Origin of the sequence: Sphingobium sp. UBA5915 (assembly GCF_002431195.1) — a bacterium.
Classification (GTDB): domain Bacteria; phylum Pseudomonadota; class Alphaproteobacteria; order Sphingomonadales; family Sphingomonadaceae; genus Sphingobium; species Sphingobium soli.
Window position 1 is genome coordinate 57946 of sequence record NZ_DJDV01000088.1, and the last position, 23274, is coordinate 81219.

Genomic DNA, 23274 nt, shown 5'->3' on the forward strand with positions numbered 1-23274 from the left:
AGGACAGAGTTTCCGGGGACCGTATCATGAACGCCATCACGCGCTTGCCCTTCCTTGGCGATCTGGAACAGGGGGGCGACGATCCATTCCACATCCCTGAACGGGAAGGGGAACGCCGCCGTTATCGCACCATCTGGATTTCCGATATCCACTTGGGCACGCGAGGCTGTAATGCGACGATGCTGATCGACTTCCTCGACAGCGTCGACAGCGAAACCATCTACCTGGTCGGCGATATCATCGACGGCTGGCGGCTCAAGAAGCGCTTTTATTGGCCGCAGGCGCATAATGACGTGGTCTGGCGCATTATGAAGCGCGCCAAGCGCGGTACGCGCGTCGTCTATATTCCCGGCAATCACGATGAAATGTTCCGTCAGTTTACGGGGATGAATTTCGGCGGCGTGGAAATCCGGCGCAAGGCGATCCACGTCACCGCTGATGGCCGCAAGCTGCTGGTGCTGCACGGCGATGAATTCGACACAATCATGCTGGCGCATCGCTGGCTCGCCTTCGTCGGGGACGCGGCCTATACCTTGATGATGCGGCTGAATGTCGTGGTGAACGCAGTGCGGCAGCGCATGGGGCTTCCCTACTGGTCGCTCAGCAAGATGGCCAAGCACAAGGTCAAGAATGCCGTCGAATTCATTTCCAAGTTCGAGGACGTCGTCGCGCACGAAGCAGCGACCCGCGGGGTGGATGGTGTGGTGTGCGGACATATCCACAACGCCGAAATGCGCGAGATTGCTGGCGTGGAATATTATAACGACGGCGATTGGGTCGAAGGCTGCACCGCGCTTGTCGAGCATTTTGACGGTCGAATGGAAGTGTTGCACTGGGCGGACGAGATTGCCGCCCGAACTGCCAAGGAGGTGGGGCGCCATTCCTCCCGGCTTGCCGCTTGACGGAGGAGCCGGTGCGGATCGCGATCGTCACGGATGCCTGGTCGCCGCAAGTCAACGGCGTCGTGCGGACGCTTCAGACGATTGAGGGCGAACTGACGCGGATGGGGCATCCGGTCAAGGTGATCTCGCCTGACCTCTACGGCTCGATCCCGTGCCCGACCTATCCGGAGATTCGTCTGGCTCTGGTGCGCTCGGGCGTCGTCGGCCAGGACATCGCTGCGTTCCGCCCTGATGCGGTGCATCTGGCGACCGAAGGCCCGTTGTGCGTGGCTGCGCGCCGTTGGTGCCTGCGCAGCGGCGTGCCCTTCACGACCGCCTATCATACGCATTTTCCCGATTATGTGTCGCAGCGCACGGGGCTGCCGGCAGCCTGGTTCTGGCGTTACATTCGCTGGTTCCACGGCCCCGCGCAGGCGGTCCTGGTTTCGACGCGATCGGTCCGCGAGCAATTGCGTGCTCATGGCATCGCCAATGTGCGACCATGGGGCAGGGGCGTCGACCTGACCGCCTTCACGCCCGACGCTGCGCCACTGGCGCAATTCGCTGATTTGCCGCGGCCGATCATGCTCTATGTCGGTCGGGTCGCGGTGGAAAAGAATCTCGAGGCTTTCCTCGCCGCCGACCATCCGGGCACCAAGGTCGTGGTCGGCGACGGTCCCGCGCGCGCCGCCTTGGAACGAGCCTGGCCTCAAGCGCGCTTTCTGGGGTCCCTGTTCGGCGCGGATCTGGCGGGTGCTTATGGCGGCGCGGACGTGTTCGTCTTCCCCAGCCGTACCGACACATTCGGCCTGGTAATGATAGAAGCGCTGGCTTGCGGAACGCCCGTGGCGGCTTTTCCCGTGACAGGGCCTGTCGACATCGTAACGCCGGAAACCGGCGCCCTGTCCGACGATCTGAGCGAGGCCATCGCTGGTGCCTTGCAGCGGGATCGGGCGGCGTGTGCGGCCTATGGGCGCAGTTTCAGCTGGGATCGCAGTGCCCGCGAGTTTCTCTCAGGGCTCCACGCGATCGACCCGGACGTCATCGAAAGCGCCGCCTGACGCATCACATGCCGGATTATCTTGCCGGAACCGGCGGGATGGACTATCCCTGCTCTGTCGTGGCCGCCCTGCTTGGGCGGCCCTTATCGTTTTTACGTGCCGGAGAAGTCCCGTGTCCCAGCCTCTCATGCCCCATGCGACCGCCAGCTGGCTGGTCGACAATACCGCGCTGAGCTTTGACCAGATCGCGGAATTTTGCGGGCTGCATATCCTTGAAGTGCAGGCGATCGCCGATGACACCGCCAGCATCAAATATACCGGGCGCGATCCCGTCCGCGCGCACGAAATCACCATGGACGAAATCCATAAGGGTGAAGCGAACCCGGACTATAAGCTCAAGATGCTGAAAGGGCCCGAACCCGTGCGCCGGACCAAGGGGCCGCGCTATACGCCGGTCAGCAAGCGGCAGGACAAGCCCGACGGCATCGCATGGATTTTGCGCAACCATCCCGAAATTTCGGATGGCGCGATCGGCAAGCTGATCGGCACGACCCGCACCACCATTGCCGCCATCCGCGACCGGACCCATTGGAACATCAGCAACATCACGCCGAAGGATCCAGTGACGCTGGGTCTGTGTTCGCAGCGCGAACTGGATGCGCTGGTGGTGCGGGCGGCGAAGAAGGCTGGTATCGAGGCGCCGACCGATTCGCGCCTGGACGGCGACCGCGAGGCGCTGATCGAGGAACTGCGGCGCGAGCGAGAAGATGCCGTGCGTCGTGCCGAAGATGCCCTCAAGAGCGAGTCCGGCTTCATTTCCAGCGCCGCGACGATCATCGATCCTTTCAGCAGCAACAAGGGCGAGGTCTGATGCCGTAGCGTCAGCGGCTCTTATGAGGCTGGCGCTGGAAATCAGACGTTTCTCAAGGGCTGCGTCCGCACGGGACGCAGCCCTTTTTCATTGGTTGACGCTTGCGTAAAGCGCGGGCGCGCCATACACTCCAGGGCATGGAGAGCATCGAAAAGATCCTGAAGGACAAGTATCGCCATCCCGCGCAGTGGGATCAGACCTTTCCGCCGATGTCGATGGGGCAGATGGTGACGGACAGCGCGCTGGCGCATCCAACCGCCCATATGGTCGATTTCATGGGGCGCAAATTCAGCTATGGCGAAATGTACGACCAGATCCGCCGCGTGGCCTGTGGGCTACAGGCCATGGGCGTGCAGAAGGGCGATCGGGTCGGCCTTTATCTGCCCAACACCCCCCATTATGTCGCGGCCTATTATGGCGCGCTGATGGCGGGCGCCATCGTCGTCAATTTCTCCCCCCTCTATACCGCCGCCGAACTGGAGCATCAGGTCGAAGACAGCGGCACGAAAATCCTCTTTACCCTGTCTGCCAAGGCGTTGCTGCCAACCGCGATGGAGGTGCTGGAACATAGCACGCTCGAAACGCTGATCGTGGGATCGGTGGCCGAGATGCTGCCGCCGGTCAAATCCTTGCTGTTCCGCTGGTTCAAGGCCAGCGAAAGCGTGGCGATCCCCGATGATCCGCGGATCATCCGCTATGACCGGTTCATGACCAACAAGGGCGATTGCGCGGTCGCCCAGATCGATCCCGTCAACGACGTCGCCCTGCTGCAATATACCGGCGGTACGACCGGCACGCCCAAGGGCGCGATGCTGACGCACCAGAATCTGACAGCCAATGCGCGTCAGGCACAGGCGATCGACCCGCACCAGCATGAACCCGATCGCATCATCGCGGTCCTGCCGTTTTTCCATGTGTTTGCTAACACCTGTACGCTCAACCGCACGGTGGTGAATGGCGGCGAAATGGTGATGTTGCCCCGCTTCGACGCGGCGCAGGTGCTGGCCGCCGTTCAGCGCGTTAAGGCAACGTCCCTGCCGGGCGTGCCGACGATGTTTCAGGCGCTGCTGGATCATCCCGCGATCCGCAATATCGATTTCTCGTCACTGCGCGCCTGTATTTCGGGCGGTGCGCCGCTGCCTCTGGAGCTCAAGCAGAAATTCGAGGCGGCGACTGGCGCACATCTGATCGAAGGCTATGGGCTGACCGAAACCAGCCCGATCGTCTGCACCAACCCTTATGAGGGGCTCAACAAGAGCGGCACGGTGGGGCAGCCTGTTCCCGCAACCCGCGTGAAGCTGGTGGATCGCGAAGATCCCACGCGGCCGCCGCCCGAAGGCGAGCCGGGCGAACTTCTGTTCGCGGGGCCGCAGATCATGAAGGGCTATTGGAACCGGCCGGACGCTGACGCGAAGGTCTTTGTCGGGGAATATATCCGCACGGGCGATGTCGGCATCATTGACGAAGATGGCTATGTGAAGATCGTCGACAGGTTGAAGGACATGATCGCTGTCGGCGGGTTCAAGGTGTTCCCCAGCCAGGTCGAATCCGTGCTCTACCATCATCCTGCGGTGAAGGAGGCGCTGGTGATCGGCGTTCCTGACCATTATCGCGGCGAGCAGCCCAAAGCGTTCGTGACCCTGAACGATGGGCATGAGATTGACGGCCCTGCGCTCAAGGAGTGGGTGAACCCACAACTGGGCAAGCATGAGCGTGTCTGCGATGTTGAGGTCCGCTTGAACCTTCCCAAGACCCTGGTCGGCAAGCTGTCACGCAAGGAACTGGTGGCCGAGGAGCGGGCAAAGGCGCAGGCGGCCGCGCTGGAGGCTGGAACCACGGCCTGATCCTTCCTATCTGATTGCCTCATAGAGATTTGAGGAATGACGAAATGGCGGAAGAAGTCGCAACGCTGGCCGGCGGATGCTTTTGGTGCACCGAAGCGGTGTACCAGAATTTGAAAGGCGTGAAGACGGTCGAAAGCGGCTATATCGGCGGCACGATGCCCAATCCGACCTATGAGCAGGTTTGTTCGGGCAACACGGGCCATGCCGAAGCCATCCGCATCACCTTCGATCCCGACGTCATTTCCTATGGCGATTTGCTCGACATATTTTTCGCCACCCATGATCCCACGACGCTCAACCGTCAGGGCAATGACATCGGCACGCAATATCGGTCGGCGATCTTTCCGCATTCCGCCGAACAGGAGCAGGAAGCACGCGCCGGTATCGAGCGGGCGCAGGCCGATCAGTCCGCACCGGTCGTGACGGCCATAGAGCCGCAGGCGCCTTGGTATCCCGCCGAGGACTATCATCAGAACTATTGGGATAGGGTCGGGGACCAGAATCCCTATTGCATGGCGGTCATACCGCCCAAGCTGGCCAAGTTGCGCAAAGGATTTGGGGAGCGTCTGGACGGCTGATCGTTCGCTTATTTGCTGTGTGTATATTCTGTCGTGACGACGGCGCCGCCCTTCCGGTGGCGTCTGTCGGGCATATCCTCTATGGACGACACGCGCACATCAGCAACTGGCGGGGACGGACCGATGAACAAGGCAATGATATTGGCGGGGCCATTGCTGCTACTGGGACTGACCGGATGCGTCCGCACGGTGGCCAGCGTCGTTACCGCGCCAGTCAGGGCGGGCTCGCAGGTTGCCGACTGGGCAACCACTAGCCAGGATGAGGCGGACCGCAATTATGGCCGCAAGATGCGCGAGAAGGAAGCGCGCGAAGGCCGGGAGGCGAAAAAGGCCGAAAAGGCGCGTCGCAAACAATGTCGCAAGGCGGGCTATGAACGCTGCGACTGATGCGGCGCCCTGATCGCAGGTCGATTATGCCGCCGCGCGTTTCAGCCGATCATTGATCGCCACGCCAATGCCTTCCGGGGGGATCGGGGCCACGGCGATCCGTGCAGCGGTGCTCGCGTCGGCGATATGTAATGCCGCAAACAAGTTCGCGCCCGCTTCGCGCAGATTGGCTTCGGGGCTGAGGTTGATGTGGCACGGCATCAGGCCAAATCCGATCAGATATTCGTCCGCCTCCGCCCGAAGGGCTTCCAGGCGGACGGCCTTGGCGGGCGCATAATGGCTTTCCAACTGGCCAGGCGCTTCGATCGCAGCATCCGCCAGTCCGACGACGACGGGAAGTCCGATGGCCTTGCCCAGCATCGCGGCCGTCACGGGGCCGGGTCGCAATAATCGTATCCGGTCCGTTTCCGGGGCGGCGATGGTCGATTCCAGCCCCTCGCTGGTCGGCCCTTCGTCCAGCACCATGCGCACCTTGCCATTCAGGCTGGCCAGCACATGCTCGGCGCGCGTCGGGCTGATCGATCCGCTGCGATTGGCCGAAGGCGCGGCCAGGGGGCGGCCGCTTTCGCGGATCAGCGCACGCATCGCGGGATGGGCGGGCAAGCGCAACGCGACGGTCGGCAATCCGGCCGTCACCAAATGCGACAACCCGCTATCTGCTCGTACCGGCAGCACCATGGTCAGCGGTCCAGGCCAGAATTGCGCGGCCAGCGTTTCCGCCGTGGTCGACAGATGAGCCAGTGAGCGCGCCATGTCCATATGCGCGACATGCACGATCAGCGGATTGAAACTCGGCCGGCCTTTGGCGCTGTAGATTGCGGCCACGGCGTTATTGTCGGTCGCGTCAGCCGCCAAGCCATATACTGTCTCGGTCGGCACCGCGACCGGCTCGCCCGCGCGGATCAACAGCGCCGCTTCCCTGAGCGATTCAGCGCCATAGCGGCAGGATCGTGTGGAATAGACTGGATTTGCGATGGTCACGGCCCCCACGCTATAGACCCCTGAATGACCGAGTAAAAGGCCATTGCGTCAGCACAATGACATGGGGCACCACATCGCTTCCCCTTCACTATGGAAATGATCTAAGGCCGCCCGATGAACGACGCTCTTTTAACCCGCATTGCTGAAGCACTGGAGCGACTGGCGCCGCCGACGGCCTCTTGCGCTGATCTGGCCGCCGCGCCGGCCTATATCTGGGATGGGCATGCCGTCCATCCGGTTCAGGATTTCGCACCTGTCGATTATGATTTGCTGACAGGGATCGATGCGCAGAAGGAAGCGCTCCTGGCCAACAGCGCTCGCCTGGCGGACGGCTATGCTGCGCATGACGTGCTGCTGTGGGGCGCGCGCGGCACGGGCAAGTCTGCGGCGGTGGCCGCTGTCGTCGGCAAGTTGCAGCAGGGCGGTCGGGATATCGCGCTGATACAATGCGCCATTGACCAGCTGGCCAGCCTGCCGTCGCTGTTCGCACTGCTGCGGGGCAGCGACCGTCCCTTCGTGCTGTTCCTTGATGATCTGGGTTTTGACGAGCAGGGCGCTGGCGACGCCCGCGCCCTGCGGTCGCTGCTGCAGGGCGGCACAGCGGCGCGTCCGGCCAATGTGCGACTTTACGTTACGTCTAATCGCCGTCACATCGTGCCGCGCCACCTGACCGAGCAGGATGATCCGATCAATCCGCGCGATGTGATCGATGACAAGATGGCGCTGTCGGATCGCTTCGGCCTCAGTCTCGGCTTTCACGCAATCGATCAGGACGCTTATGTCGCGATCGTCAACGGCTATGCGCAAACGCTGGGGCTGACCGTCGACCGGCTGGAGGCCATTCAATGGGCGACCCAGCGCGGCAGTCGGTCGGGCCGCGTCGCCTGGCAATATGTGGTCGAACTGGCCGGGCGGAACGGACTGACGATCTGATCGCCAGCCCTATCACTCACTTGGCCTTCGCAACGCGCCAGACGATCCCGCCGACATCATCGCTGACCAATAGGGCGCCCTGCGCATCCGCCGTCACATCGACAGGGCGGCCATGGGCGTCGCCATCCTCGTCCAGGAACCCGGTCAGCACATCGACCGGCTTCGTCCTGCCGGCCTCTCCGTCATTGAAGCCGACGAACACCACCTTGTAGCCAGCGGCCGGCTTGCGGTTCCAGCTGCCATGCAGGCCGACGAACGCGCCGTCGGTAAAGGGCGCGCCGAGTTTCACCTTGTCGGCAAAAGCCAGACCGAGCGGCGCGACATGGTTGCCCAGCGCATAATCGGGGCGCTTGGTATATTCGCGAATTTCCGGGCGCTGCGGCTGGACACGGCGATCCTCATACCCGCCCCAATAATTCCAGGGCCAGCCGTAGAAGGCGCCAAATTCGATCCGCGTCAGATAATCGGGGACAAGGTCCGCGCCCAGCATGTCGCGCTCATTGACAACGCCCCATAGCGCCCCGCTCTTGGGTTCGAAGGCAAGGCCGACAGGGTTGCGCAGACCGGACGCAAAGACGCGCTTATACCCGTTCCTGGGGTTCACTTCGAACACCACCGCGCGGTTGCGCTCGCGCTCCAGCCCATTTTCGCCGATATTGCTGTTCGACCCGACGCCGATGTACAGCAGCCCGTCGGGCGATGCGACCATGCTCTTGGTCCAATGCTGGTTGGGCGATTGGGCGGGCAGGTCGATGATCTTGCGCCCGGCGGCGCTGATCTTCGTGTCGCCTTCCTTGTACGGGAAGGCCATCAGCGCATCGGTATTGGCAACGTAAAGCGTGTCGCCGATCAAAGCCATTCCGTAGGGCGAGTTCAGGCCCGTCAGAAATGCCGTCTTGGTATCGGCCCTGCCGTCCTTGTCGGTGTCGCGCAGCAGGGTAATACGGTTGGCCGAAGGAACGCCAGCACCCGCCTTGTCCATCAAGTAGTTCATGACCCGCTGGACGATGCCGTCCTTGGGGCGCGGCGGGCTGTTGGTTTCGGCGACCAAGATGTCGCCATTGGGCAGCCGCAGCAGGGATCGCGGATGCGCCAGGCCCTCGGCAAACCGGTCGACCGCCAATCCCTTGGCGGCAACGGGTTTCTCGCCGGCCTTCCACGGCTTGACCTCGGCAATATTCACCGTCGGGATCATCTCGCTGCGAGGGCTGGTGAAAACCGGTTCCCGGCCCGTATCGGCGCCTGCCGGCAATCGGGCTGTGTCGCCCTGGGCCAGATAGAGAAATCCACCGCCAACGAGCGCGAGGGCGACGAGGGGGAGGGCAATGAGATGCTTGTTCATGCGCCACATCTATGCGCCGATCGGGTGTCGGGCAAGGTTATTGCCCCGTTGCAACGGCGCTTATTTGCCGCGTTCGCCCAGATAGATCAGCAAGGCGATAATGATACCCAGCGCCAAACCGCTTAGCAACCCGATCGTCGGCTGACCCAACAGGCCGCCGCCGATCGTGCCGGCGAGAATCAGCAGCGCGATGATCGCGCCGGAACCGGTCGGATTGGAACGACGATCCTTCATGGCGCTGTCCTTGCCATGCTAATCTGATTGAAGCCAGCGCCTTTGCGACCCTGTCCAAAATGGGTCGAACGATCCCGAAGCGGGATATTCGTCCCGAAACGGGATATGCCTAAACGCGTCTTCATCATAGTCTCCCAGCGTTTTCGTTGATCCGCCTGGATGGCATGTTTCTTGGGTCGGCCGATGGATATCAAAAGGGGGAGCGGGGGCGCACCATGCAATTGCCATATCTGTCCGGCCGCAAAAGCGTTGACGACGCGGCCGATCTGATCAGCCGATTTGGCGCCAATGCTGGCTATGAAGCGGCCGCCCGTGCCGGTCGAAGCCTGGACCAGGGCAACCATATCCATTTCTGTCACTGGCGGCAGATAGAACGGCTCATCCTTTTGCTGGCAATTGATCAGCCGGCCGGTACCGTCCACTGACGATGGCTTAAAGGCGCAGCCCAGCGGTCTCGGGCAATCCGGCAAGGATATTGAGATTCTGCACGGCCGCGCCGGCCGCGCCCTTGCCCAGATTGTCAAGCGCGGCCACCAGCCGGGCCTGGCCGGTGTCCGGGTTGCCGAACAGGAACAATGCCAGTCGATCGGTCGCGCCCACATATTCCAGCGGCACGCCGGACATGGCCGCGCTGTCCTCCAGCGCGGCGACGGTGACGATCGGCGACTGCCCATAGGCCGACGCCAGCGCGTCGTGAATGTCGGCCAGCGATGGCGTGCCCGGCATGGCGCGCAGTTGCAATGGCACTTCCACGATCATGCCGCGATAGGCATTGGCCACCGCAGGCGCGAAGAGGGGCGGGTGCGTCAATCCGGAATAGCGGGTCATTTCCGGCACATGCTTGTGCCCGAGGCTAAGGCCATAGGGGCGGAAGGCGCTGGGCTGCGCGGCGTCGCCCTCATAGTCCGCAATCATCGCCTTGCCGCCGCCCGAATAGCCCGATGCGCCGGACACTGTGACCGGCCAGTCAGCTGGAATGAGCCCGGCGAGCACCAGCGGGCGCACCAGCGCAAGGAAACCCGTGGGCCAGCAACCCGGGTTGGCGACGCGGCGGCTTGCGGCCAGGCGGTCCCGATGTCCCGGCTCCAATTCCGGAAATCCATAGGTCCATCCGTCGGCCACGCGATGCGCGGTCGATGCGTCGATCACGCGCGTATGATCATTGTCGATCAGCGCCACCGCCTCGCGCGCGGCGTCGTCGGGCAGGCACAGGATCACGATGTCCGCAGCATTCAGCGCGTCGCGCCGGGCGACCGCATTCCTGCGATCCTCCAGATCGAGCGCGATGAGCGAGAGTTCCTGCCGGCCCGCGAGCCTTTCGGCGATTTCGATCCCGGTCGTCCCATGCCCGCCATCGATGAAGACATTCGTGGTCATAAGCTTACCCTGCGCCGCGCGATGATCGGACTGAGATGGTCCGCCGCCAGCCGGGCGACGACGTCGACCAGAGGTTCCTTCACCACGGCCATCCAGTGCGCGTTCGCATGCAATAGAGTAGCGCCGTCCGTCATGATGCCGACATGGCCGGGAAAGAAGATGAGGTCGCCACGTTTCAGCCCTGCGTCGCTTTCGATGGGCGTGCCGATCCCTTCGCTTTGCAGGTCGGTATCGCGCGGCACGCTGAGTCCTGCTCGGCCGAGCGCCACCTGGACCAGGCCGGAGCAGTCAATGCCGCGATGCCCGCGTCCGCCCCAGACATAGGGCTTGCCCAGGTGCCGTTCGGCCAACGAAACCCAATCGGCGGTCGACTCGGTTAAAGGCGCGGCATGGCGCAGATGCACAAACCCATCCCCGCAGGCGATGAAGTCACCACAATGCTCGCCCGTAAACCTGGCCCCAAGCGGCCAATAGTCCGCGATCGGCGATTTGATGTCGGGCGCGCTGAACAGGGGCGCGGTCAATGCCGTTACCCGATGGGTGGGCTGTTCCTCAACATCCAGCGCATCGCGCCGGATATAGCCGACATAGCCGTCATGCCCGCAAAAACCCCAAGCCCAGTCCGTGGTTACGTCCAGCGCGTGGAAGACTTCGCCACGCAGCAGTTCGCTGATCGCTTCGGCCGTTGGCGATGCCGCGGCCAATATGGGGGTGCCGGGCGCAACGCATGTCAATGCAACCGCCCGCGCATAATGAGCGGAAAAGAGCGTTCCTGCTAGCGAAAGATCGGCCAGGTCGCCACGCGCCGCATGAACGCGCCGGTCCAGCGCGGCCGAACGGCCTTGCAGTTTGAACCGGGTTCTTTCAGGCGGAGCGTTCCGCAGCGGGGTTGTCCATCCGTTCATCGCGCGCGGTTCCTGCGATGAAAAGGTGAAAGGCGTCAAGAAATTCCGCGCCTTTGGGCGTTCGGGTGATGAAAATATTGCGACGGTCGGCAACATCGCGCTCACGCCGCAGATAGCCGAGCGCCGATAATTTGTTGAGCGCGCGCGTGATCACCGGCTTTGAGACATGCAGCGTTTCGGCAAGGCCCCGGACGGTATGCGGCCCCGAGCTGATATACACCGTCATCATCAGGGCCATTTGGCGATTGGTGAGGTCGGGTTTGCCCGAGCGCACATAATCGACCAGCGTCGACATCCACTGACGCAGCAACGGGATGCCCGGGCGGTTGGTCTCGGCGGAGGACTGACTGGCTGAAAGGGCGTTCATGCCCGCTTAACGCGCGATGGCCAATCCGGTTGCGTAACGGATAGGCCTTTGTAAATGCATCATCGTTCGGGGCGGTAGCGATCCTGAAGCAATCTGAATATGGCGCGCATCCCCAACGCTTCGCCACCCTTGGGGCGGCCGGGTTTGGCGGACGGACGCCAGGCGAATGTATCGAGATGGAGCCAGGGTGTGTTGTCCGGAACGAAGCGTTTCAGGAACAAGGCTGCGGTGATCGCGCCGGCAAAGCCGCCATCACCGGCATTGTTGATGTCGGCCACGTCGGATTTGAGCATATCGGCATAGGGATCCCACAGCGGCAACCGCCACAGCGGGTCGTCGACGTCGGTGCCATGGGCGATTGCTTGCCCCGCAAGATCATCGTTGTTGCAGAATAAGGCGGGCAGATCGGGGCCGACCGCGACACGCGCAGCACCCGTCAGCGTGGCGAAATCGATCACCAGGTCCGGCCTGTCTTCGCCGGCGCGAGTCAGTGCGTCCCCCAGCACAAGGCGGCCTTCGGCATCGGTATTGCCGATTTCGACGGTCAGCCCCTTGCGGCTGCGTAGGATGTCGCCCGGGCGAAAGGCGTTCGCGCCAATGGCGTTTTCGGCCGCGGCGATCAGAAGATGCAGCCGGACCGGCAGACGGTTCGCCATGATCAATTGTGCAAGCGCAAGCGCGTGGGCCGCCCCGCCCATGTCCTTCTTCATCAGGCGCATGCCCGATGATGGCTTGATGTCGAGGCCGCCGCTGTCGAAACAGATGCCCTTGCCTACCAGAGCGAGGCGAGGGTGGGCCGGCTCGCCCCATTCCAATTCTATCAATCGCGGCGCAAAGCTGCGGTCGGCGGCCTTGCCCACGGCATGGATCATGGGAAAGCCCTGCTCCAGTGCATCCCCGCGGGTGGTGGTGACGCGGGCGCCGAATGGTTGCGCGACGCGTTCCACCGCCTGCTCCAGATCAGGCGGCCCCATGTCGGCAGCCGGAACATTGACCATGTCCCGCACCAGCGCGGTTGCACGGGCCAGATGCAGGGTCGGTTCAATACGGGCGACGTCTTGGGTCAGAAGGACCTTGGGACCCGTTGAATTGTCGTCCTGCCGATAGCGGTCGAACCGATATTGCGCCATCAGCCAGCCAAGCGCCGCGTCACCCGCCCGACCATCGACGAGCCGATACTGCCCCTCCGGCAAGGCCTCCGCCAATTTGGCGAGGCACCAGGGGCCCATTTTTCCCCGATCCGGCACGACCGTGACGACCGACCAATCATGCTGATCCCCGCCCCACAACAGCGCATGATCGCCAATCTTGCCGCGAAACTTCTGCGCTGAGAGCATGTGCCGAGTCGAGGCGGATTGTCCGCTGTTCCACGCGTCGTAGCTGTCGGGATCCAGCAATTGGATCATGTGCGCGGGCTGTCGGTTGTCTGTTTTGAGCAGGTCGGAAAAGTCGATCATGCCGCCGATGTAAGGGAAAGATCAGGAGGAGGGGAAGAGGCAATTTCCCATCGCGCGCGTGGCACGGCCGACCCATTCCGTCTTTGCCTCCCTCGGCCAATCGGCCTAGAAGGAATGAAAGAAGAAACAAGGAGATGGACAATGACACACGGAGATGACCGCAGTTTGCAGGCGGCGCGCGCCAGGGCCTATGCGCTCGCTGAAACCGGCCGTTTTGACAATGGCAATGCGGTTCAGCAGGCGCTGATCGCCGAAGGCTGGTCGAATGCCGGTCGCGCGCTGGAAAGCGACTATGCACGCCAGGCAGTCGGCGAGCGCTGCCGGGCCGCCCAGGCGCAGGCGCACTGATGCGCGGCGGCGGGGTGATGGCGGTTGCGGTGCTTTTGGCAGCTTGCTCGCCAACAGCAGATGAAACCGCCGGCAATTCGGTTTCAAACGCAGGCGCCACGCAATTTGCCAATCATATGGCGGGTGTGAGCCGGCCGCCTTCATCCCCTGCCGCCCCCTTTTCGCAAAGCGACAAGACCGAATTTCTGGAATTCGCCTATGCCTATCCCGCTGAGGCAGCGGCGATTCCGGCGCTGGTCGACAAGTTTCGCAAAGCGATGGAGGCAGGCAAGGCCGACGCCCTCAAGATGGCGCGGGAAGATAGTGAGTCGGCGAAAAAGGCGGGTTATCCGTTTCGGCCTCACAGTCTTGAAACAGAATGGACGGTCGCGGCCGATACGCCGCGTTTCCTGTCGCTCCGCTCGCAGACCTATGTCTATACCGGTGGCGCCCATGGCATGACGGGATATGACACCGTTCTATGGGATAAAGAGCGCCAGCGAGAAACCAGCGTCAAGGCGCTGATGACGTCGCCCACTGCTTTTGCCGCCGCCATTCGCGATCGCTTTTGTGCCGAACTGGACAAGCAGCGCGCGGAGAAACGGGGCGAACCGGTCGTTGCTGGTGACGATGATTTCACCAAATGCATCGATCCGCTGGATCAGGTTCTGGTGCCAGCCTCCAAGGACAGTAAGCTGATCGACAGCATGACCGTGATCATCGGTCCCTATAGCGCCGGTCCTTATGCCGAGGGGACGTATGAAGTGACGCTTCCGGTGGATGCCGCGATGCGCAAGGCGATCAAGACCGAGTATCAGGACGCCTTTCTGACGCCCTGATCATCGGGGCCAAGGCTTTGGCGGAACCGTCTGTGTTTCAGGCGGGAACGCCGTAGAGATCATGGTCGTCGGCATCCTCCACCACGATATCGACAATGTCCCCGGCGCGATGTCCCTCGCCGACATCGCGTAGGAATACATTACCGTCGATTTCCGGCGCATCCGCCTGGCTGCGTGCCGTCGCGCCGATGCTGCCATCCTCGTCGGGTTCGCCGACTTCATCGATGATGACGGGCAGAATGCGGCCGACCTTAGCCTGCAATTTGGCGGCGCTGATGCCCGCCGTCCTTTCCATGATCCGCTGGTAGCGTTCTTCCTTGACCTCTTCGGGCACGGCATCGGGCAGAGCGTTGGCCGCCGCGCCCTCCACCGGTTCGAACCGGAACGCGCCGACACGGTCAAGTTGCGCTTCATCCAGCCAGTCGAGCAGATATTGGAAATCCGCCTCCGTCTCGCCGGGGAAACCGACCACGAAGGAAGAGCGGATCGCGATGTCCGGGCAGATGCCGCGCCACTTGCGGATGCGATCAAGCACCTTGGCTTCGTTGGCCGGCCGCTTCATCGCCTTGAGCACATTGGGGGCGGCATGTTGGAAGGGGATGTCCAGATAAGGCGTCAGTAGGCTGTCCGCCATCAGGGGGATGACCTGATCGACATGCGGATAGGGGTAGACATAGTGGAGCCGCACCCATGGTGCGCGCCCCTCCGCCGTGCGCAACTGGCCCAGTTCTCGAGCAAGATCGGTCATGTGCGCCCGGACATCGCGGCCCTTCCATTGCCGCACATCATGGCGGGTATCGACGCCATAGGCCGATGTGTCCTGGCTGATGACCAGCAATTCCTTCGTGCCCGCCGCGACCAGCTTTTCCGCTTCGCGCAGCACCGCATCGATACGCCGGCTTACCAGGTCGCCGCGAATTGAGGGAATGATGCAGAAGGAACAGCGGTGATTGCATCCTTCGCTGATCTTCAAATAGCTGTAGTGACGCGGTGTGAGCTTGAGGCCCCCTTCGGGCACCAGATCGACAAAGGCATTGGGGATGGGCGGGGAGGCGTCATGCACAGCATTGACGACCTGCTCATATTGATGCGCGCCCGTGACGGCCAGCACCTGCGGGAATTTCGCGCGGATGACCTCTGCTTCGTCACCCATGCAGCCGGTCACGATGACGCGGCCATTTTCCGCAATCGCTTCGCCGATGGCTTCGAGCGACTCTTCCTTGGCCGAGTCGAGAAAACCGCAAGTGTTGACGAGCACGACGTCCGCGCCCGCATAGTCAGCGGACATCTGATAGCCGTCGGATCGCAATTTGGTCAGGATACGCTCGGAATCGACCAGATTTTTGGGACAGCCGAGCGACACCATGCCGATCTTCGGCGCGTCTGGGATTTTGGTTGCCATGATCGGCGCGCACATAGGGATTTTTGCGGCCAATGTCACGGAAAACGACTCAGACAGGCGGCAGGGCGTTCCCATGTCCGTCGCCCTCGGCGATTTCAATGATGACATCGCCGGTCTGCAACCGCCGGGAATCCTCCTCCCAGAAACCGATGGGGCGCTTGCCCCGATAGACCCGCAGGCCAAGGCCGGTGCGGATGGCGGACAGCGGCTGGCCGATTTCCTCCGGCAGCACCGCCCGTTCGATCAATTTTACCCGGCCCCCGGACGCGGCCAGATCCGCCATATAATCGGCAATATGCTCGCCGGTTGTGCTGCCGGCCAGCAGCAGCCCGGCAAAGCTTACAGGGTTGATGACCGTCGTCGCGCCGGCCTGCCGCGCGGGCACTTCATTATCCTCGTTCCGCACGACGATGCTGATTGGCAGGCGAGGGGCCAGATGGCGGGCCGTCAGGGTGATCAGGATCGACGTATCATCGCGCCCCGCAGACACGATCATGCTACGCGCCCGATGGATGGCGACATCCTTCAGCGTCTTGTCGCGGGTCGAATCGCCGCACAGCACGTTGCACCCATGGGCTTCGGCCAGCTCCAGCGCCTTTTCGCTGCCATCGATGACGACGATTTCGCGAGGATCGGTGCCGCGCGCCAGCAGTTCATGCACCGCCTCCTGCCCGCTGGTGCCAAAGCCTGTGACGATGATGTGATTGTGCAGATCGGCCTGGATGCGTGCCATGCGCCACCTGTAAAAAATGTTGCGGAGAAAGAGATTATAGGCCGTGCCAAGGAAAATCAGCCAGACAAAGAGCCGGATTGGCGTAACAAACAGGGCTTCGAACAGGCGGGCTTCGGGTGTGATCGGGACAATGTCGCCATAGCCAACGGTCGTGACCGTGACCGTCGTGAAATACAGGACATCAATGAAGCTGATCTGATTGTCGAGATTATCCTTCAGCCCGTCTCGCCCGATCCAGTGGAGGAGCAAAACCAGCGAGATCAGCCCGAACAGCAACAGGACGCGCCAAGTCAGGTCCATCCACATCGGCATTGACGATCTGCGCCGCAGAAAGCCCGCCATGGCCGAGGGGGCGTTTGCCTTGTCGATCCTCATGCTGGGGGCAACTTGCCGAGGGGATCGACTGGCGCGCGGTCCTTGCGCAGTTCGAAATGCAATTTGGGCTTGCTGGCATAGCCGGTGTCGCCGGTCAGCCCAATCACCTGTCCCTTGGACACTTTCTGCCCGCGGACCACATCGACCCGGCTGGCATGGCCATAGGCGCTGACCCAGCCGCTGCCGTGATTGATCAGGACGAGGCCGCCAAACACCGCGACCTTGTCGCCGGCATAGGCGACGACACCGTCGGCCGATGCGCGGATGGGCGTGCCAACAGGGGCAGCGATGTCGATGCCATTATTCTTCGATCCGCTCTGGCCCGGCCCGAACCGGGAAAGGATGGTTCCGTGCAGGGGCCATGCAAAGCTGCCGGCAAAACCGGATGGCTGGGCAATCGGCGCATTGGATGGCAGCGGCCTGGGCTTGGTGGAAGCTGCGACCACTGGCGCGTTGTCCCGCGCGGCCGGCTGGCCGCCGGTCAATACATCGTCAATGTCGATGCGGAACGCGGCTGCCCGCTGCTCCAGCGATCGGGCATCGCCCGTCGGAGCATCAGGCAGCAACAGACGTTGGCCGCGCCGCAGGACATAGGGCTCCTCCAGCCCGTTCGCTTCCACGATGCGGCGCCAGGGAACGGCGTAGGCGGCGGCGATCGCGATGCCTGTTTCGCCTTCAGCGACGAGGTGATAGCGGCCGCCGGGTATGCGGAGTGTCTGCCTGACCCGCAGGGCATAGGGCGGCGACAGCCCATTGGCCTTGGCGATGATTTCCGATCCAGCCCCGGTGCGATTGCCGACGCCACGCAACGTGTCCCCCGCGCGCACGACATAGTTGGAAGCGGGGACAGTCCGGGCATTGGCGACGACTTGCTGCGCGGTCCAGACCGGCTCTGGTTCAGCCAATCGCACCGTGGTTGCGTCGGCGCCAAGATCGGGCGGCGGCGTCGGCACAGCAATGGCCGCGGCATCCCGCTCGGCCCGCTGCGGGATGCAGCCTGTGAGCAACAGCGGGCCGATGGCGCAAAGGAGCGGACGGGAGGAAACAGGCATCTATGTCTGTGTATCGCATCAGAGCGCGCTTGCCAGCCCTCAAGCAGCGCAGATATTCACGCGGGAGGACAGGAAGTGCTGCTCTTACCGCGGCTCCAGCTTCGTGACCCCGCCCATATAGGGTGCCAGCGCGTCAGGGATGACGACGCTGCCGTCGGCTTGTTGACAATTTTCCAGTACCGCGACCAGTGTGCGCCCAACGGCAAGGCCCGAGCCGTTCAATGTATGCAGGAACACCGTCTGCTTGCCGCCGTCCGGCCGCATACGCGCGTTCATGCGCCGCGCCTGGAAGTCACCGCAATTGGAGACCGAACTGATTTCCCGATAAGTGTCCTGGCTGGGCAGCCAAACCTCAAGATCATAGGTCTTGCGTGCGCCAAACCCCATGTCCCCCGTGCACAACAGCATCTTGCGATAGGGCAGGGCGAGCGCCTGGAGAATGCCCTCCGCGGCGGCGACCATGCGTTCATGTTCGGCCTCCGACTCTTCGGGCCGGCAAATCGTCACCAGTTCCACCTTTTCGAACTGGTGCTGGCGAATGAAGCCGCGCGTATCCCGGCCGGCCGATCCGGCTTCGGACCGGAAGCAGGGCGTCAAAGCCGTCAGGCGCAGCGGCAGGCGCTCTTCCGGCACGATCTGGTCCGCAACCAGATTGGTGAGCGACACCTCGGCGGTGGGAATAAGCCACCGACCATCCGTGGTCTTGAACAGGTCTTCGGCAAATTTTGGCAACTGGCCCGTTCCGAACAGCGCCGCATCCTTGACGAGCAGCGGGACGATCGTTTCCTCATAGCCATTCGCCACCGTCTGCTGATCCAGCATGAACTGGGCGAGCGCGCGATGAAGCCGCGCCATCTGTCCGCGAAGCGCCGTGAAGCGCGCGCCCGACAAGGCGGCGCCTCCTTCGAAATCAAGGCCGAGTGCGGGACCGAAATCGGCATGATCCTGCGGCGGAAAGGCAAAGGCGCGCGGCGTGCCCCAACGGGCCACCTCGACATTATCGACCTCGTCTGTGCCATCGGGCACGTCCTGCGCCGGCAAATTGGGGATGGCGGAGAGTAGCGCCGTCAGTTGCTCGCCAGCCGCGCGCTCCTCACCCTCCAGCGCAGGCATGCGATCCTTCAACTCTGCGACTTCGGCCTTTAGCGCATCGGCCGTTGCACTGTCCTTTGCGGCCATGGCTTGCCCGATCGCCTTGCTCGCTTCGTTGCGACGCGCCTGCGCCTGCTGCCATTCCGTCTTGAGCGCGCGGCTTTTCTCGTCGAGCGTGATGATGTCGGCGGACATGGGGGACAGGCCCCTGCGGCCAAGCGCGGCGTCGAAAGCGGCGGGGTTTTCGCGGATGAAGCGGATGTCGTGCATGGCGCAAGCCTATGCCGCTGCCCAGCCCGTGGCGCAACCCCACGGCCCGTCATCCGTTAGCTTAGCGTCAGCCAAGAACAAAGGAGACAGGCGATGCAGATCGAACATGATACGATGGTGCTGGTGGCCGATGGTCGCAAGATGTTGTTCTTCCGGAACAAGGGCGATGCGGCCTATCCCAATCTGGAGGCGGAGACCGTTAAGGAGCAGGACAATCCCGCCGACCGTGATCAGGCAACCGATGCGCCGGGTCGATCGCACAATTCGGTCGGCAGCCATCGCAGCGCCATGGATGAAGTGAACTTCCATGATCTGGAGGAGGCGCGCTTCGCGGCCGATGCCGCCGATATGCTGAAGCGTCGCGCTCTTGCGCAGGAATTTGAAAAGCTGATCATCGTCGCCCCGCCAACGGCATTGGGCGAAATGCGCAAGCATTTGCATAAGGAGGTGCAGGACCGGATCGTCGGCGAAATTGCCAAGGATCTGACGAATCACCCCGTGCCGGAAATCGAAAAGGTCATCTCGGCAAGCTGAAGCCGCAAAAAAAGGGGTGGCCCCCCGGAGCCACCCCCTACATGCCCCTGAGGGGAACGGATCAGGCTGCCGCCTGCGCCTTGCGTTCAGCGAAACGTCGGCGCGCCACCAGCGCCACGGCTGCTGCGCCGAACAGCAGAACCATAGGCGGCGCGGGTACGTCCGTGCCGCCCGTGCTTGTGCTCGATCCGCCCGTCGAACTGCTCGTTGAAGAACTTGTCGATGACGAACTGCTCGTCGATGACGAAGTCGATGAACTGCCGGTGCTGCCGAAGCTGGACGAACTGCTCGACGACGAACCGGAAGAGCCCGACGAGGACGACGAACTGCTGCCGGACGATCCTCCGGTCGAACCAGGGTGATCGGGCTTGTCGGGTTTACCCGGCTTGCCGCCGCTCGAACTGCTGGACGAAGAGCTTGAGGACGAAGACGATGAGGACGAACTGGAACTGGACGAGGAAGAACTGCTGGTGGCGCCCGATGACGTCGATGTGCTGATCCCGCCCGTTGAGCTGCTGGTCGAGGAAATGACGACGGACCCGCCGCCGCTGCCGCCACCGCCGAAGAACCCGCCAATAAAGCCGCCGCCGCCAAAACCGCCGCCGCCACCCATGACGATCGGCACGGCTCCGCCGCCGCCCGACATCATCGGCATCTCAGCCGGCGGCAAGGGGGCGGGCAGGGGGACAGGCGCCGGTTGGCTGGTGACTGTCACCGTCTGTGGCGCGCAGGCTACGGCCGTCTTGACGACCTTCCTCTTCACGGTCCGAACGGCATAGCGCTTCTTGGGCGCGGCCTTCGTGCTCTTGCTGCTATGGACCACAGCAGGACGTGCGCTTTCAGCGACATGCACCGCGCCGCCGCCAATGATCGCGCCTCCGCAAGTGCAAGCGCATAATTTAGCCAAGGCCATCCGAACCGACATAGGAATCCACTCTTGTCTTGTCGCCCACCGATCCGGGTCGGAACGGGTCAGGCTGCCTTTTCATAAAAGCGCAGAAGAAAAGGTTAACCGCAAGGTCGTTAACTCTGAATCCTGTCGACAAGTCCACTGAATTCAGGGGGCAGCGTCAGCAATCATGGTTAACGTCCCACTATGATACGGCCACTGGCCCGCATATGAAGGGTGCCGCCGTCGGCATCAGCCTTCCGCCGGATGATGAGTCGCTCCCTTTCATCCCTGCGGGCGCATAGGGTTTTGAAGGAAAAGCCGTTTGGGCCAGTCGAATGTGCGCTTGTGTCGTCCCGCGCCGATGGCTATGAGGCGCCCTCAATGAAAAGTCATGGGTGCCCCGGAACTTCAAGCGCCGGGCCAACGAGTCGGAGAGCCAGATGGCGTCGGTGCTGAATTCCGATAAAGACGGCGTAAAGCCGCCCAAATCGTCCGTAACCCTCCCTGCAGAGTATCGCCCCTCGGCCGACGAGGAATTCATGAATCCGCTGCAACAGGAATATTTCCGTCAGCGGCTGTGGGACTGGAAGAAGCAGATTCTCGCCGAAGCGGAGGGGACGCTGGCCGTTCTTCAGAATGAGCCTCTACGCGAACCCGATCTCAACGACCGCGCGTCGAGCGAGACCGACTGGTCGATCGAGTTGCGCACGCGCGACCGCCAGCGCAAGCTCATCTCGAAAATCGATGCGGCCCTGCGGCGGATCGACGATGGCGAATATGGATATTGCGAAGTCACGGGCGAGCCCATTTCGCTTGGTCGCCTGGAAGCGCGTCCCATCGCCACCATGACGGTCGAGGCGCAGGAACGCCACGAACGGCAGGAAAAAATCTCACGCGACGATTAACGGTTTTTCCACTGCCTGTGCCTAGTGATCGTTACCGGAACACATTAGATTTTGCGGGTACGGAATGAACGAAGAACAGGGCATTTCTGATCGGGGACCGGCGCGATCGTCGCCGCGCGACAGCCTGTTCCTGATGGCAAGTTTCTTTGCGCCGGACGGTCGATCCTTGGGTCGTGCCCGCATTCGGAACCTGTCGGCGACTGGCTTGATGGCGGATTGCGAGATGCCGCTCGCGGCTGGGCAGAAGGTCGTACTGGATCTCCGCGGTGTGGGTCGCATCACCGGCAATATCGCCTGGTCGCGCGACAATAAGGTTGGCTTGGCATTTGACGATGTCATCGATCCGCAGCTGGCAAGAAAGCCGGTGTCGTCAGGGCCTGCGCAACAATTACCGGATTATCTGAGAAGCCAGCCAGCCGGTCGCCTGCGCTGATAGCGTAACCCTTGCGCCGAGGCATGACATCATAAAAAGCGGATTGCTACAGGACGGGCGGGACCGACTGTCTGCCGGTCCGCACCCTGTATGGACTAGTCTGCGCTTAATGCTGCGCAGCCATCTCTTCCTTCAGCCGCAATTTCTGCTTTTTAAGCGAGGCAACGAGGGTGGTGTCCGGCATGGGACGACTCGATTCCGCCTTGATCCGGGCGTCGAGTCCTGCGTGCTTGGCTGAAAGAGCTGAGATGTGGCTGTTTTCCATGACATTCTCCTTACGAGGGCGATGGATTTCCGATTAAATCACGAAACCTTCTGATTGTCTCGCGGCGTTTGCGCCTTTGCGATGGGCCGCCCGTAAATTTGCGGTGGCCCGCACCGGGATCGCACGCTACCACGGGTCGCACCATGCACTGGGGATGCGAGCAACGACGGTGAGCCGGGAAGATATCATGCGCCGTCTGGAGTTGCTTCGCGTCGAACATCGCGATCTCGATAGCGCGATCGCGGCTCTGGTCGATGCCGGCAGCAGCGATCAGATGCAGATCGCCCGGCTGAAGAAGCGTAAACTGCGCCTGAAGGACGAGATTTGCGCGTTGGAAGATGAACTGGTGCCTGACATTATCGCCTGAGCCTAAGGCTGTCGTCCCAGCCTGACGTTACCAGATCGGCCCCTAATGGGACAGGGAAGGCGCGTTGCTCTCGCCTTGGCCCGCTGACAAAGGCGTCGATTTGTGTCACTTAGCCGTGATGCGGAACGTTGCGTCTTTGGATCCTGGCCTCCATCGCCGATTGGTTGACGGCCTTTATCTCGAAGCCATGATGATGGCGGATGAGGCGCGCGCCTATTTCGATGGGGACCCTCTTGGACGAGGTGAAACGGTCGACCCGCTGCGGCGTGTGTCCTTCGCATGCGAATCGCTGAAGGTGACGACGCGGCTGATGCATGTCATTGCCTGGCTCTTGAGCCAGCGCGCCTGGCAACGCGGAGAAATCAGCGATGCAGACCTCGTCGATGAAAAATATCGGCTTGGCCGCGCCAGTTTGACCGACCCGACACTGACGGAAGGCTTCCCCTTCGAAGCGCGCGCCCTGATCGAGGGCAGTCAGGACCTCTACGATCGGGTGGCGCGGCTGGAGGATAGGATCGGTCATATGAACGACGATCCGAAAGCCCAGGACGCTGGTCCCGCCCGCGCCCTGCTGGATCGCTTGAACACCGCTTTCTGACGCTTGGGCGGATCGCAGCTGTTTGAGATGAT

The 23274-nt window shown here is 62.4% G+C and carries 29 protein-coding genes; 17 read left to right on the top strand and 12 right to left on the bottom strand.

Annotated elements, in window-relative coordinates:
- The first annotated feature begins 26 nt into the window (after positions 1–26).
- The 6 genes from B2V90_RS14830 (at position 27) to B2V90_RS14855 (ending at position 5562) form a co-directional block, all read left to right on the top strand.
- Positions 27–902, top strand: a complete 876-nt coding sequence (locus B2V90_RS14830; RefSeq protein ID WP_228220374.1) for a UDP-2,3-diacylglucosamine diphosphatase — start codon at positions 27–29, stop codon at positions 900–902.
- Between the two features lie 11 nt (positions 903–913).
- The gene (locus B2V90_RS14835; protein WP_293922010.1) at positions 914–1942 is read left to right on the top strand and encodes a glycosyltransferase family 4 protein; all 1029 of its coding nucleotides are present in this window, start codon (positions 914–916) and stop codon (positions 1940–1942) included.
- 127 nt (positions 1943–2069) lie between these two features.
- A complete protein-coding gene (locus B2V90_RS14840; protein ID WP_228220556.1) occupies positions 2070–2753 on the top strand; it encodes a DUF1013 domain-containing protein in 684 nt (227 codons plus the stop codon).
- A 137-nt stretch (positions 2754–2890) separates the two neighbouring features.
- Positions 2891–4597 (top strand): long-chain-fatty-acid--CoA ligase, encoded by a 1707-nt coding sequence (locus B2V90_RS14845; protein ID WP_228220372.1) that lies wholly within the window; start codon positions 2891–2893, stop codon positions 4595–4597.
- A 44-nt stretch (positions 4598–4641) separates the two neighbouring features.
- The gene (gene msrA, locus B2V90_RS14850; RefSeq protein WP_228220371.1) at positions 4642–5175 is read left to right on the top strand and encodes a peptide-methionine (S)-S-oxide reductase MsrA; all 534 of its coding nucleotides are present in this window, start codon (positions 4642–4644) and stop codon (positions 5173–5175) included.
- 123 nt (positions 5176–5298) lie between these two features.
- Positions 5299–5562 carry a hypothetical protein gene (locus B2V90_RS14855; RefSeq protein ID WP_009821338.1) on the top strand — a complete coding sequence of 88 codons (264 nt, stop codon included), beginning with the start codon at positions 5299–5301 and terminating at the stop codon, positions 5560–5562.
- Between the two features lie 24 nt (positions 5563–5586).
- Here the strand turns inward: B2V90_RS14855 and B2V90_RS14860 are convergent, their stop codons facing one another.
- Positions 5587–6543: an L-threonylcarbamoyladenylate synthase gene (locus B2V90_RS14860; RefSeq protein ID WP_228220370.1), complete on the bottom strand. Its 957-nt coding sequence runs from the start codon at positions 6541–6543 to the stop codon at positions 5587–5589.
- 114 nt (positions 6544–6657) lie between these two features.
- Here B2V90_RS14860 and B2V90_RS14865 point away from each other — a divergent pair, with 114 nt between their 5' ends.
- The gene (locus tag B2V90_RS14865; RefSeq protein ID WP_228220369.1) at positions 6658–7476 is read left to right on the top strand and encodes an ATP-binding protein; all 819 of its coding nucleotides are present in this window, start codon (positions 6658–6660) and stop codon (positions 7474–7476) included.
- A 16-nt stretch (positions 7477–7492) separates the two neighbouring features.
- On the opposite strand, the gene B2V90_RS14870 is transcribed toward B2V90_RS14865, so the two are convergent.
- Both B2V90_RS14870 and B2V90_RS14875 read right to left on the bottom strand, forming a co-directional pair.
- Positions 7493–8818 (bottom strand): PQQ-dependent sugar dehydrogenase, encoded by a 1326-nt coding sequence (locus B2V90_RS14870; protein WP_228220368.1) that lies wholly within the window; start codon positions 8816–8818, stop codon positions 7493–7495.
- Positions 8819–8878: 60 nt separating this feature from the next.
- Positions 8879–9052 (bottom strand): hypothetical protein, encoded by a 174-nt coding sequence (locus B2V90_RS14875; protein ID WP_009821342.1) that lies wholly within the window; start codon positions 9050–9052, stop codon positions 8879–8881.
- 215 nt (positions 9053–9267) lie between these two features.
- Between B2V90_RS14875 and B2V90_RS14880 the strand changes: the two genes are divergently transcribed.
- Positions 9268–9477, top strand: a complete 210-nt coding sequence (locus B2V90_RS14880) for a hypothetical protein (RefSeq protein ID WP_228220367.1) — start codon at positions 9268–9270, stop codon at positions 9475–9477.
- A gap of 7 nt (positions 9478–9484) precedes the next feature.
- On the opposite strand, the gene argC is transcribed toward B2V90_RS14880, so the two are convergent.
- The 4 genes from argC to B2V90_RS14900 are packed head-to-tail and all read right to left on the bottom strand — an operon-like array spanning position 9485 to position 13158.
- Positions 9485–10429: an N-acetyl-gamma-glutamyl-phosphate reductase gene (gene argC, locus B2V90_RS14885; RefSeq protein WP_228220366.1), complete on the bottom strand. Its 945-nt coding sequence runs from the start codon at positions 10427–10429 to the stop codon at positions 9485–9487.
- On the bottom strand, positions 10426–11334 hold the full coding sequence (locus tag B2V90_RS14890) for a C40 family peptidase (RefSeq protein WP_228220365.1): 909 nt from the start codon (positions 11332–11334) through the stop codon (positions 10426–10428). Before B2V90_RS14890 ends, argC begins: the two co-directional genes overlap by 4 nt.
- Positions 11294–11701: a MarR family transcriptional regulator gene (locus tag B2V90_RS14895; protein ID WP_009821346.1), complete on the bottom strand. Its 408-nt coding sequence runs from the start codon at positions 11699–11701 to the stop codon at positions 11294–11296. Before B2V90_RS14895 ends, B2V90_RS14890 begins: the two co-directional genes overlap by 41 nt.
- A 59-nt stretch (positions 11702–11760) precedes the next feature.
- Positions 11761–13158, bottom strand: coding sequence for a leucyl aminopeptidase family protein (locus tag B2V90_RS14900; protein ID WP_228220364.1), 1398 nt, complete (start codon positions 13156–13158; stop codon positions 11761–11763).
- Between the two features lie 141 nt (positions 13159–13299).
- Between B2V90_RS14900 and B2V90_RS14905 the strand changes: the two genes are divergently transcribed.
- Together B2V90_RS14905 and B2V90_RS14910 are read left to right on the top strand one after the other, a co-directional pair.
- Complete coding sequence (locus tag B2V90_RS14905; RefSeq protein ID WP_009821348.1) at positions 13300–13506, top strand: hypothetical protein; 207 nt, start codon at positions 13300–13302, stop codon at positions 13504–13506.
- Entirely contained in the window at positions 13506–14324 is an 819-nt protein-coding gene (locus B2V90_RS14910) for a PdaC/SigV domain-containing protein (RefSeq protein ID WP_228220363.1), read from the top strand. Before B2V90_RS14905 ends, B2V90_RS14910 begins: the two co-directional genes overlap by 1 nt.
- A 37-nt stretch (positions 14325–14361) precedes the next feature.
- Here the strand turns inward: B2V90_RS14910 and rimO are convergent, their stop codons facing one another.
- The 4 genes from rimO to serS all read right to left on the bottom strand — a co-directional run bounded on the left by rimO (position 14362) and on the right by serS (position 19248).
- Positions 14362–15741 (bottom strand): 30S ribosomal protein S12 methylthiotransferase RimO, encoded by a 1380-nt coding sequence (gene rimO, locus B2V90_RS14915; protein WP_228220362.1) that lies wholly within the window; start codon positions 15739–15741, stop codon positions 14362–14364.
- Between the two features lie 34 nt (positions 15742–15775).
- Positions 15776–16834, bottom strand: a complete 1059-nt coding sequence (locus B2V90_RS14920; protein ID WP_228226283.1) for a potassium channel family protein — start codon at positions 16832–16834, stop codon at positions 15776–15778.
- A complete protein-coding gene (locus tag B2V90_RS14925; protein ID WP_228220360.1) occupies positions 16831–17886 on the bottom strand; it encodes a M23 family metallopeptidase in 1056 nt (351 codons plus the stop codon). Before B2V90_RS14925 ends, B2V90_RS14920 begins: the two co-directional genes overlap by 4 nt.
- 84 nt (positions 17887–17970) lie before the next feature.
- Positions 17971–19248 (bottom strand): serine--tRNA ligase, encoded by a 1278-nt coding sequence (gene serS / locus B2V90_RS14930; protein ID WP_228220359.1) that lies wholly within the window; start codon positions 19246–19248, stop codon positions 17971–17973.
- Between the two features lie 93 nt (positions 19249–19341).
- Here serS and B2V90_RS14935 point away from each other — a divergent pair, with 93 nt between their 5' ends.
- From B2V90_RS14935 to B2V90_RS14955, 5 genes are all read left to right on the top strand, one after another.
- Entirely contained in the window at positions 19342–19782 is a 441-nt protein-coding gene (locus tag B2V90_RS14935) for a host attachment family protein (protein WP_009821354.1), read from the top strand.
- 41 nt (positions 19783–19823) lie between these two features.
- On the top strand, positions 19824–20144 hold the full coding sequence (locus B2V90_RS14940; protein WP_293922031.1) for a hypothetical protein: 321 nt from the start codon (positions 19824–19826) through the stop codon (positions 20142–20144).
- 6 nt (positions 20145–20150) lie between these two features.
- Positions 20151–20561 (top strand): hypothetical protein, encoded by a 411-nt coding sequence (locus B2V90_RS14945; RefSeq protein ID WP_228220357.1) that lies wholly within the window; start codon positions 20151–20153, stop codon positions 20559–20561.
- A gap of 553 nt (positions 20562–21114) precedes the next feature.
- A complete protein-coding gene (gene dksA / locus B2V90_RS14950) occupies positions 21115–21579 on the top strand; it encodes an RNA polymerase-binding protein DksA (protein ID WP_009821358.1) in 465 nt (154 codons plus the stop codon).
- Between the two features lie 64 nt (positions 21580–21643).
- Positions 21644–22012 carry a PilZ domain-containing protein gene (locus B2V90_RS14955; protein WP_228220356.1) on the top strand — a complete coding sequence of 123 codons (369 nt, stop codon included), beginning with the start codon at positions 21644–21646 and terminating at the stop codon, positions 22010–22012.
- A gap of 106 nt (positions 22013–22118) precedes the next feature.
- Here B2V90_RS14955 and B2V90_RS14960 read toward each other — a convergent pair whose 3' ends face one another.
- A complete protein-coding gene (locus tag B2V90_RS14960; protein ID WP_009821360.1) occupies positions 22119–22277 on the bottom strand; it encodes a YdcH family protein in 159 nt (52 codons plus the stop codon).
- Positions 22278–22464: 187 nt separating this feature from the next.
- Here B2V90_RS14960 and B2V90_RS14965 point away from each other — a divergent pair, with 187 nt between their 5' ends.
- A complete protein-coding gene (locus B2V90_RS14965) occupies positions 22465–22644 on the top strand; it encodes a YdcH family protein (RefSeq protein WP_037542624.1) in 180 nt (59 codons plus the stop codon).
- 118 nt (positions 22645–22762) lie between these two features.
- The gene (locus tag B2V90_RS14970) at positions 22763–23242 is read left to right on the top strand and encodes a DUF1465 family protein (RefSeq protein ID WP_037542155.1); all 480 of its coding nucleotides are present in this window, start codon (positions 22763–22765) and stop codon (positions 23240–23242) included.
- The last annotated feature ends 32 nt before the right edge of the window (positions 23243–23274 follow it).